Origin of the sequence: Teichococcus deserti (assembly GCF_001982615.1) — a bacterium.
Taxonomy (GTDB): domain Bacteria; phylum Pseudomonadota; class Alphaproteobacteria; order Acetobacterales; family Acetobacteraceae; genus Pseudoroseomonas; species Pseudoroseomonas deserti.
The window spans coordinates 1-10,357 of sequence record NZ_MLCO01000063.1 but is presented as its reverse complement, the minus strand read 5'-3'; the positions used below and the strand labels follow the sequence as shown (position 1 = coordinate 10,357).

General features: G+C 70.7%; 10 protein-coding genes. 4 read left to right on the top strand and 6 right to left on the bottom strand.

Annotation, left to right across the window (positions count from 1 at the left end; translation table 11 throughout):
• Positions 1-220: 220 nt before the first annotated feature.
• Both BKE38_RS08200 and metX read right to left on the bottom strand, forming a co-directional pair.
• Positions 221-1,528 (bottom strand): MFS transporter, encoded by a 1,308-nt coding sequence (locus tag BKE38_RS08200; protein ID WP_076956836.1) that lies wholly within the window; start codon positions 1,526-1,528, stop codon positions 221-223.
• A gap of 238 nt (positions 1,529-1,766) precedes the next feature.
• Positions 1,767-2,909: a homoserine O-acetyltransferase MetX gene (gene metX, locus BKE38_RS08195; RefSeq protein ID WP_076956835.1), complete on the bottom strand. Its 1,143-nt coding sequence runs from the start codon at positions 2,907-2,909 to the stop codon at positions 1,767-1,769.
• Between the two features lie 207 nt (positions 2,910-3,116).
• On the opposite strand from metX, the gene BKE38_RS08190 reads away from it, so the two are divergent.
• From BKE38_RS08190 to BKE38_RS08180, 3 genes are read left to right on the top strand one after another with little or no spacing between them, the layout of a single operon-like run.
• Positions 3,117-3,983: a chorismate mutase gene (locus BKE38_RS08190; protein ID WP_076956834.1), complete on the top strand. Its 867-nt coding sequence runs from the start codon at positions 3,117-3,119 to the stop codon at positions 3,981-3,983.
• Positions 3,980-5,047, top strand: coding sequence for a histidinol-phosphate transaminase (hisC, locus tag BKE38_RS08185; RefSeq protein ID WP_076956833.1), 1,068 nt, complete (start codon positions 3,980-3,982; stop codon positions 5,045-5,047). Before BKE38_RS08190 ends, hisC begins: the two co-directional genes overlap by 4 nt.
• Before the next feature lie 13 nt (positions 5,048-5,060).
• Positions 5,061-5,948, top strand: coding sequence for a prephenate dehydrogenase/arogenate dehydrogenase family protein (locus BKE38_RS08180; RefSeq protein ID WP_076956838.1), 888 nt, complete (start codon positions 5,061-5,063; stop codon positions 5,946-5,948).
• On the opposite strand, the gene BKE38_RS08175 is transcribed toward BKE38_RS08180, so the two are convergent.
• Positions 5,945-6,823 carry a LysR substrate-binding domain-containing protein gene (locus BKE38_RS08175; RefSeq protein ID WP_076956832.1) on the bottom strand — a complete coding sequence of 293 codons (879 nt, stop codon included), beginning with the start codon at positions 6,821-6,823 and terminating at the stop codon, positions 5,945-5,947. The two genes, BKE38_RS08180 and BKE38_RS08175, sit on opposite strands and share 4 nt — an antisense overlap.
• Positions 6,824-6,903: 80 nt before the next feature.
• Here BKE38_RS08175 and BKE38_RS08170 point away from each other — a divergent pair, with 80 nt between their 5' ends.
• Positions 6,904-7,629, top strand: a complete 726-nt coding sequence (locus BKE38_RS08170; RefSeq protein ID WP_076956831.1) for a sulfite exporter TauE/SafE family protein — start codon at positions 6,904-6,906, stop codon at positions 7,627-7,629.
• Between the two features lie 4 nt (positions 7,630-7,633).
• On the opposite strand, the gene BKE38_RS08165 is transcribed toward BKE38_RS08170, so the two are convergent.
• From BKE38_RS08165 to hemF, 3 genes are all read right to left on the bottom strand, one after another.
• A complete protein-coding gene (locus tag BKE38_RS08165; RefSeq protein WP_076956830.1) occupies positions 7,634-8,302 on the bottom strand; it encodes a dual specificity protein phosphatase family protein in 669 nt (222 codons plus the stop codon).
• A 43-nt stretch (positions 8,303-8,345) separates the two neighbouring features.
• A complete protein-coding gene (locus tag BKE38_RS08160) occupies positions 8,346-9,341 on the bottom strand; it encodes a Bug family tripartite tricarboxylate transporter substrate binding protein (RefSeq protein ID WP_076956829.1) in 996 nt (331 codons plus the stop codon).
• Between the two features lie 115 nt (positions 9,342-9,456).
• A complete protein-coding gene (gene hemF / locus BKE38_RS08155; RefSeq protein WP_076956837.1) occupies positions 9,457-10,314 on the bottom strand; it encodes an oxygen-dependent coproporphyrinogen oxidase in 858 nt (285 codons plus the stop codon).
• Positions 10,315-10,357: the final 43 nt, after the last annotated feature.

The following is a 10,357-nucleotide window of genomic DNA, read 5'->3' as shown; positions in this document are numbered from 1 at the left end:
AGCGGGTAGAGCGCGGTGAAGCCGGCCAGGGCCGCCGTGCAGACCAGGGCGAGGGCGATGCCCGCGCGGTGGTGGCGCACGTAGTGCCGCCACAGGCGGGCGAGCAGGGCTTTGGTGGTCTCAGGGGGCGGGAGGGCGGCCATGGGGGCCGGCTTATCCTGTTTCCGCCAGCCCTGCCAACGCTGACCGGCGCCCTAGAAGGGGCGCCGGCCATGAAGGATTATTCAGCCGCGACGGCCTGGGGCGCGGCCACGCCGCGGCGGGCGCGGGCGTTGACGATGACGGTGGCCAGGCTGATCAGCGTCACGATCGCCACGTAATGCGCCGGGCCCATGCGGTCGAGCGCGACCAGGCCGGAGACCAGCAGCGGCGTCAGCCCGCCGAAGATGGCGTAGGCGACGTTGTAGGAGAAGGACACGCCCGAGAAGCGGATCGCCGGCGGGAAGGCGTTGATCATCACGAAGGGCACGACGTTGATGACGCCGACAAAGGCCCCGGCCAGGGCGTAAAGCGGCACCAGCAGCTCCGGCCGCGCCCCGGCGCCGACGTAGAGAAGGTAGGTCGAGGCGATCAGCCCCAGCATGCCGGTGACGGCGACCTTCACCACGCCGAAGCGGTCGATCAGCCAGCCGCAGAGCATGGCGCAGACGGTCAGCGTGAAGGTGCCGGCGAGATTCGCCTGCAGCGTCTGGGCCGGGGTGAAGCCGTGCAGCTGCTGCAGCAGGCGCGGCGTCAGCAGGATCACCACGACGACGGCGGCCGTCAGCATCCAGGTCACCAGCATGGAGACGACGATGCCGCGGCGATGGTCCTTCAGCACCGCCTTGATCGGCAGCTCGGCCAGCTGGCGGCGGCGGCGCATCTCCTCGAAGACGGGCGTCTCGTGCAGGAAGCGGCGCAGATACATGGCGCCGAAGCCGAAGACGCCGCCCAGGATGAAGGGGATGCGCCAAGCGTAGCCGACCACCTCGGCCGGGGTGAAGATGGTGTTGATGAAGGTCGCCATCAGCGAGCCCAGCATGATGCCGCCGGTGAGCCCCCCGGTCAGCAACCCGCAGGCCAGGCCGATATGGCGGGCGGGAACATGCTCGGAGACGAAGACCCAGGCGCCCGGGCCTTCGCCGCCGATGGCAGCCCCCTGCATCATGCGGAAGACCAGCAGCAGCAGCGGCGCGGCATAGCCCAGCGTCTCGTAGGTCGGCGTCAGGCCGATCAGCAGGGTCGGGATCGCCATCAGGAAGACGCTGAGGGTGAACATGCGCTTGCGGCCGATCTTGTCGCCGAAATGCGCCATGACCAGCCCGCCCAGCGGCCGCGCCAGATAGGCGGCGGCGAAGATGCCGAAGGTCTGCACCATCTCCAGCCATTCCGGCGTGTCGGCCGGGAAGAACTGCTTGCCGATGGCGGCGGCGAAGAAGACGAAGATGATGAAGTCGTAGAATTCGAGCGCGCCGCCGAGCGAGGCCAGCATCAGGGTGCGCAGGTCCTGCCGCGTCAGGGTCGTCGAGGGGGTGCTGCGCTCGGTCATCGGTCCGCCATGGCTGGAAGAAGGGCGGGCTGCGCGTTCATTGCGCCGCCTCCGCCGTGTTGGGTAATTTTAGATCGCGAAACCGCGAAGACCCGCCATTTCTGATGGATGCTGCAATGCACCAGGGGCAGGGCTGCGGGCAAGCCCCCGCCTGGGCGCTGGAGGCTTGCCGAGCCGCCTGATCTTTTCAGCAGGGGACAGACTGTTTCCGGAGCCGTACCGGAAGGGCCGCGGCGCCTCAGACGCCCAGCCGCTCCGCAGCGCCATTCAGGAAGCCGCCCAGCGCCGCGTGGAACTCGGGCTCCTCCAGCAGGAAGGCGTCGTGGCCCTTGTCGGAGGCGATCTCGACGAAGGAGGTGTTGGCCGCCGCCCGGTTCAGCGCGCGCACCAGCGCCCGGCTCTCGCTGGTCGGGAACAGCCAGTCGGAGCTGAAGCTGGCGACGAAGAACCGCGTCGGCGTGCCCTGGAAGGCGGCGGACAGCTCCCCGCCATGCGCCTCGGCCAGATCGAAGAAGTCCATGGCGCGGGTGATGGTCAGGTAGCTGTTGGCATCGAAGCGGCGGACGAAGGTGCTGCCCTGGTGGCGCAGATAGCTTTCTACCTCGAAGACGTCTTCCAGGAAGGTGAGGGCCGGGGCGCCGCGCAGCCGGCGGCCGAACTTCCGGGTCAGCGCCTGCTCGGAGAGATAGGTGATATGGGCGACCATCCGCGCGACCGACAGGCCCTTGGCCGGGACCAGCCCCGGCTCCTCCCAGTAGCGGCCGCCGCGCCAGTCCGGATCGGAATGGATGGCGGCGCGCCCGACTTCCTGGAAGGCGATGTTCTGCGCGCTGTGATGCGGGGCCGTCGCGATCGGCGCCGCGGCGAAGACGGCGCGGGGATAGGTCGCGGCCCATTCCAGCACCTGCATCCCCCCCATCGAGCCGCCGACCACCGCCAGCAGCCGCTCGATCCCCAGATGGTCCACCAGCTTCTTCTGGGCGCGCACCATGTCGCGGATGGTGACATTGGGGAAATCCGTCCCCCACAGCCGGTCGCTGCCCGGCGACATCGGCGAGGCCGGTCCGGTCGACCCCATGCAGCCGCCCAGCACATTGGCGCAGATCAGGAAGAAACGGTCGGTGTCGAGCGGCCGGCTGGGCCCGACGATCGCCTGCCACCAGCCGGCCCGGCCGGTCACCGGATGGGTCTCGGCCAGGTACTGGTCGCCGGTCAGCGCGTGGCAGACCAGCACGGCATTGCTCTTCGCCGCGTTCAACGTGCCATAGGTGCGGTAGGCGACGTCCAGCGGGCTGACCAGCGCCCCGCAATCCAGCGCCAGCCCTTCCGGGAAATGCGCGGTCTGGTGCGCCACGGCCTCGGGGATGGGGGTCTCGCTCACGGCTCGGCTCCGCCTCGATCGATCGGCCGCCAGAGATAGGCGTGGCCGGGGCGGAGGTCCATGCCACGGCAGTCCGTGAAAATATTGCGCCGCGGAAAACAGTGGCGCATCGGCCATGGTCGCGCCCGAGCTCGCTTCCGGGATGGGTCCGGGCGGCGCTTGTGGCTTGGCGGCGGCCCGACACCGCTCTAAAGCTGGCCCTCCGCCATGCCCGACCATACCCCCCCCGACCTGGCCTCCCTGCGCGTCGAGATCGACCGGATCGATGATGCGCTGCATGACCTGCTGATGCGCCGGGCGGATATCGTCGCCCATATGGCCGCCAGCCGCGTGAAGGGCGGCGCCGCCACCTTCCGCCCCGGACGGGAGGCGCTGATCCTGCGCCGCCTGCTGGGCCGCCACCGCGGCGCCCTGCCGCGCGCCGCGCTGTTCCGGCTGTGGCGCGAGGTGATCGCCTCCTCGCTGGCCCAGCAGGGGAATTTCTCGGTCGCCGCGGTGCAGGGCGAGCAGGGCGCCGACTCGCCCAGCGCCCGCATCGCCCGCGCCCATTTCGGCCTGCTGACGCCCTTGAAGCTGCACGCCACCACCAACCGGGCGCTGGCCAGCGTCGGCTCGGGCGAGGCGGCGGTGGCCGTCCTGCCCGCGCCGCAGGATGGAGAAAAACCGGAAGCCGCCTGGTGGACCCAGATGGAGACGCCGCGGCTGCGCATCGTGGCGGCGCTTCCCTTCCTGGCCCAGCCCGAGCAGAGCGGCAACGGCGCCGATCCCGGCCTGGCCGCGCCCGCGGCCTATGCGGTGGCTGCGCTGGTGCCCGACGCCACCGGCCGCGACCGCAGCCTGCTGCGCATCGAGCCGGAGCCCGAGCAGTCCCGTGCCCGCATCAATGCGGCGCTGACCGGCGTCGGCCTGGCGCCGCGCTGGATGATCCGCCGCGACGCGCCGACGCCCATGGCGCTGGTCGAGGTGGAGGGCTTCCTGGCCGAGGAAGACCCGCGCCTGGCCAGCCTGCCTTTCCCCCGCCTGCAGATCCTCGGCGCCTATGCCGAGCCCGAGCCGGAAGAAGACGCCCGATGACCGTGCTGCCGCGCCCCACCATCCTCTCGATCGAGCCCTATGTCGGCGGCGAGTCGAAGATCCCCGGGGTGAACCGGATCATCAAGCTCTCCTCCAACGAGGGCGCCTTCGGCCCGCCGCCTTCGGCCATCGAGGCGATCACCCGGGCGGCGCGGGAAGCCCATCGCTACCCCGACGGTGGCGCCACGGCGCTGCGTGAGGCGCTCGGCCGCCGCTGGGGCCTGGACCCCGCCCGCATCGTCTGCGGCAACGGCTCGGACGAGCTCATCGCCCATCTCTGCCTGGCCTATGGCGGCGAGGGCACCGAGATCATCATGTCGGCCTATGGCTTCATGATGTACGACATCGCCGGCCGCTATGCCGGCTCGCGCGTGCTGAAGGTCGCCGAGAAGGACGGCTTCGCCGATATCGACGCCATGCTGGCCGCCGTCGGCCCGCGCACCCGCCTCGTCTTCATCGCCAATCCGAACAACCCGACCGGCGCCCTGCTGCCCGAGTCCGAGATGAAGCGCCTGCGCGCCGGGCTGCGCGACGACATCCTGCTGGTGCTGGACAGCGCCTATGCGGAATACGTGACCGCCCCCGGCTATGATGCGGGTGCCGCGATCGTCGACGCTGCCGGCAACACCATCATGCTGCGCACCTTCAGCAAGATCTTCGGCCTCGGCGGCATGCGCGTGGGCTGGGGCTATGCCCCGGCCGGGATCGTCGACACGCTGAACCGCGTCCGCGGCCCCTTCAACGTGGCCGCTGCCTCCCAGGCCGCCGCCGTCGCCGCGCTCGGCGAGGAGGGCTGGGTCGAGAAGTGCGTCGCCCACAACACCGAATGGCGCGCCAAGGTCTCGGCCGCGATCACCGCCGCCGGCCACAAGGTCCAGCCCAGCGAGACCAACTTCATCCTGGTCGATTTCGGCACGGCGGACGGCGCCAAGGCGGCCGACGCCAGGCTGAAGGCCAAGGGCCTGATCGTCCGCGGCATGACCGGCTACGGCCTGCCGCAAGCCTTGCGCATCACCATCGGCAATGCCGAGGAATGCCAGCTCGTCATCGACGCTTTTGCCTGAGCTGGCGCCTGAGATGGCCGAGCCGCTCTTCAACCGCCTCTGCCTGATCGGCCTCGGCCTGATCGGCTCCTCGCTGGCCCGCATGGCCCGCGAGCGCGGCGACATCGCCCGCACCCTGGTCGCCTGCGACCACGGCGTCGGCGTCGCCGCCCGCCTGCGGGAGCTGGATCTCGCCGATGTCGTCGAGGTCGACGCCGCCGAGGCGGTGAAGGGCTGCGACGCCGTCATCCTCTGCACCCCCGTCGGCAGCTTCGCTTCCGTCATGGCGCAGATCGCCCCGCACCTGGCGCCGGGCGCCATCCTCAGCGACACCGGCTCCACCAAGGGCTCGGTCCTGCGTGACCTGCTGCCGCTGCTGCCCGCGGGCGTCGACTTGGTCCCCGGCCACCCCATGGCCGGCACCGAGCATTCCGGCCCCGATGCCGGTTTTTCGACGTTGTTCCAGGGCCGCTACGTCATTCTGACCCCGGGCGACTACGGCAGCCCGGCCGCGCAGGAGAAGGTGGCAGAGCTCTGGCGCCGCGCCGGCGCCATGATCGAAAGCATGGACCCCACCACCCACGACAAGGTGGTCGCCATCGTCTCCCACCTGCCGCATCTGATCGCCTTCACCATCTGCTCCACCGCCGACGACCTGGCCCAGGAAACCCGCGAGCAGGTGCTGAAATTCGCCGCCTCCGGCTTCCGCGACTTCACCCGCATCGCTGCCAGCGACGTCGACATGTGGCGCGACGTCTTCCTGAACAACCGCGAGGCCCTGCTGGAAATGCTGGCGCGCTTCTCGGAGGATGCCCACGCCCTGGGCCGCGCCGTCCGCTGGGGCGAGGCCGGCTTCATCGAGGACCGCATCCGCCGCGGGCGCAAGATCCGCGGCAGCCTGATCGAGCTGAAGCAGGCCTAAGAGTCTGGGGAAACTGAGTTTCCCCAGGCCCCTTTCGTCAGTTGGCGCCACAACGCCTGACCGGCAGGGCTGAGGCCAGCCACGGACCTCGCGACGACAAACAGCTCGCGCACGGCCCAGTCCTCAGCCAACGCAACCACCCCCACGGCAAACCGACGGGCCACGACCTCGGGCACCACGGCGACCCCGCCGCCGGCAGAAACGGCCTGGCACACCGCATCCAGCCCCCCAAGGCGCAGCCGCAACCGTGGCACCCCCTGCGCGGCCAGATGCTCCTGCAGCGCGCTGCCCTCGGCCAGCCCGATCCAGCTCTCCCCCGCCAGCGCCGCGAGCGGCACCGGCCCGACAAGCTCCCGATCCAACGGCACCACCGCCACCAGCCGGTCGCGGGCAAAGAACGCAGACTCCAAGCCCCGCACCGCCCAGCCGGCGGCGATCCCCAGCTCCGCCGCCCCTTCCGTGACGGCCCGGACGATGGCATGGCTCGGCCGCTCCTCCAGCACCACGTCCAGCCGTGGATGCGCGGCGACGAACCGCCCCAGCACCTCTGGCAGAAAGGCCTCGCAGGCGGCGCTGTTGGCCGGCAGCCGGATCTGCCCCGCCAGCCCCCCGGCATAGGCCGAAAGCTCCCCCTGCATCTCGGCGATCTGGCCCTGCAGCCGCCGCGCATGATGCAGCAGCGCCTGCCCCGCCGGCGTCAGCACCGCGCCGCGCCGGTGCCGCTCCAGCAGCTTCGTGCCGATCCGCGCCTCCAGCCCGCGCAGCCGGGCGCTCGCCGCCGCCAGCGCCAGGTTGGCCCGAACAGCGCCGCCGGTGATGCTGCCGGCCTCCGCCACCGCCAGGAACAGCCGCAGGTCTGCCAGGTCCCAATGCATGGCAGCCTTCGTCCCATGCGAAGCCACCCCGCCGCAATGACGCATTGTCGGCCTCCGGGCCGCGGCGCAAACCTCGCGCCATGCAGCACGACCCCAGCCTGATCCTGGCCATCGCCGCCGTCTTCTTCGTCGCCGGATTGGTGAAGGGCGTCATCGGCCTCGGCCTTCCCACCGTCGCCATGGGACTGCTCGGCATTTTCCTGCCCCCCGCCGAGGGCGCCGCCCTGATGATCCTGCCTTCGCTGCTGACGAATATCGTCCAGGCAGGAACCGGCGGCCAACTGCGGTTGCTGCTGAAGAAGATGTGGCCCTTGCTGATCGGCCTGCCGCTGGGCACCGCGCTCGGCGTCTGGATCGGCATCGGCATGGGTAGCGGCGGCAATGCCCGGCTGGCGCAGCAGGGGCTGGGCCTCGCACTGGTCCTCTACGGCCTCTTCGGCCTGGCCGAGCGCCGCCTGACCCTCCCAGCCCGCGGCACCAGTGTCATCGGCGCCGCCTGCGGCCTGGTCACCGGCGCCCTGACCGCGGCCACCGGCGTCTTCGTCCTGCCGGCGGTGCCCTATCTGCAGGCGCTGGGGCTGGAGCGCCGCGCCCTGCTGCAAGGGATGGGGATGTCCTTCAGCGTCTCGACCCTGGCGCTGGCCGGGTCGCTGGGGGCAGGTGGCGACTGGCTGGCCTCGGCCCTGGCCCTGATCCCGACCCTGCTGGGCATGGCGCTGGGGCAGAGGCTGAACCTGCCGCCCGTCCTGTTCCGCCGGCTTTTTTTCTTAGCCCTGCTGGCCTTGGGCGCCCACCTGCTCTGGTGAGGCGTCACTCGCGCCGCAGGATGCCGTCCACCAGCCGGTCCGCCCAGGGCCGGCTCTTGAAGCTCTGGCGCAGCGCAACCTCGTCATAATCGTCGCGCACCCAGTCCAGGAATGGCTTCGGGCCATGAGCGCGGGTGAAGCGGGCGTATTCGCGGAAGAAGGCGTCGAGGATGCCGGTCTTGCTGGACGACACATGGCCAAAGCGCCAGGACAGCTGGCGCATGGCTTCCTCCACCGGCCGCCCCTGCAGCATGAGCCACAGCCCCGCCGCCAGCCCGGTGCGGTCGGCGCCCGACTTGCAATGGATCAGCACCGGCTCCGGCAGCTCGGAAAACAGCCCGGCCAGGCGCAGGATGCGGTCCTTGTGCGGCGCCCCGCGCGATTCGAGCGGCGCATCGATATGGGTCAGGCCAAGCTCCCCGGCCACTTCCCGACCTAGCGCGTCCGAACCGCAATTCTGCCGGTGCCCGCGCAGGTTGACGATGCTGCGGATGCCGGCCGCCTGCACCGCACGCCGCATCTGCCAGGGACTGGGATGGTTCGAGCGGTAGAGCCGCCCGGACGCCACCACCCCCCAGTTGCGCCAGCCCAGCCGCAGCACGGCGTGGTCGACGAACAGGCTGTTGAGCCAGGCGGCGCGCCGCCCGGCCGGGGTGGTGAGATCCTGGACCATGGCGGGGGGTATGGCCCCGCCACGGGTTTTTTTCCAGCGACGGTTAGTCTGCGCGCGCCCCGGACGCTTTCACCGCCGCCTGCCACATCGGCCGCTCGGCCTTGCCGCGGGCCATGGCGTCTTCCGGCGTCGACCACAGCGTCAGGGCGCCCGCCTGCAGGAAGCGCGCCTTCAGCCCCTCGTCGGCCGAGATTTCCTTCAGTGCTCCGTTGACCTTCTCGACGATCGGCCGCGGCAGGCCGGCCGGGGCCACGAAGGCGCCCCAGGAGGTGATGACGAAGTCGTCCACCCCGGCCTCGGCCATGGTCGGCACGTCGGGCAGGGTCGGCCAGCGCTGCGCCCCGGTGACCGCCAGCGCCCGCATCCGCCCTTCCTGGATGACCGGGACATAGGAGGCCAGGTTGTCGATGGCGAAGGTCACGTCGCCCGACAGCATCGCCGGGATGGTCTGGGCGGCGCCGCGGAAGGGGACATGGGTCGCATCCAGCTGCAGCCGGTTGCGGAAGATCTCGCCCGACAGATGCGGCGTCGTCCCCACCCCCGGCGAGCCGAAGGAGGCGCCGTTCGGCCGCTTCTTCACCCAGGCGATGAATTCCTGCAGCGTCGTCGCCGGACAGTGCTGGGTGGCCACCACCAGCACGTTCGGGAACTCCCAGGTGAGACCAAGAACAGAAAAGTCCTTGTCGATGTCCCAGGGCATCGAGCTGTAGAGATACTGGTTGATGGAAAAATGGCCGATGGTCGAGGCGCCCATGGTGTAGCCGTCGGGGGCCGCCTTGGCGATGGCATCCATGCCGATGTTGCCGCCGGCGCCGGGGCGGTTCTCGATGACGAAGTTCTGGCCGAATTTCTGGCCGAGCCGTTCCGCCAGCAGCCGCGACAGCAGGTCGGTCGACCCCGCCGGCGGATAGGGCACGATGAAGCGGACCGGCCGCTCCGGCCAGGCGGCGACGCGGTTGGCTTGGGCGTTGGCGTTCGAAGAAACGGCGAGCGCAGGCATGGCCAGCGAGGCGCCCAGCAGGGCGCGGCGGGTCGGCATCGAAATCCTCCAGGCGTTTTTTAGTCTTGGACCCGGGGAGGATGCCGCTTTCGCGAGGGTCGCGCCAGGGCATTGCCGCCCTGTCATCTGGCGCCTGGGAGGGAAGGGGGGCGCCTTACCAGCGCACCCGCGGCGGCAGCGACATCAGGATCGCCTCGGTATGGCCGCCGGTCTTCAGCCCGAACAGCGTGCCGCGGTCATGCAGCAGGTTGAACTCGACATAGCGGCCGCGGCGGAATTCCTGGTGCTCGCGCTCGGCCTCGGTCCAGGGCTCCTGCATGCGGCGGCGGACGATCGGCGGATAGGCCGTGAGGAAGGCCTCGCCGACATCCCGGGTGAAGGCGAAATGCCCGTCCAGCCCCTCGCCGGCTGCCTCGTCCCGCCCCAGCCAGTCATAGAAGATGCCGCCCAGGCCGCGCGGCTCCTGCCGGTGGGGCAGGAAGAAATACTCGTCGCACCATTGCTTGAAGCGTGGGTAGTAGGCCGGGTCGTGCCGGTCGCAGGCCGCTCGGTAGGCCGCGTGGAAATCCGCCCCGTCCTCCAGCGACTCGGGCGCCTCCATGGCCATCGGCGTCAGGTCGCCGCCGCCGCCGAACCAGGCGCGGGAGGTGGCGATGAAGCGCGTGTTCATGTGCACCGCCGGCACCCGCGGCGAATGCAGATGCGCCACCAGCGAGATGCCGGTGGCCAGGAAGCGCGGATCGCCTTCGGCCCCGGGGATCTGCTTGCGGAAGTCCGGGCTGAACTCGCCATGCACGGTCGAGACGTTGACGCCGACCTTCTCGAAGACCCGGCCCCGCATCACCGACATGACGCCGCCGCCGCCGCCCGGCCGGTCCCAGGCGCTGCGGGTGAAGCGGCCCGGCGGCAGGCCGGCCTGCGGCCCTTCGGCCAGCGCGTCCTCGATCGCCTCGAACTCGGCGCAGATCCGGTCGCGCAGCGACTCGAACCAGGCGCGGGCCGGGGCGGCCAGGCGGTGCCCCGCCGGACCCTCGGCGGCGGCATCGGCAGGGGCC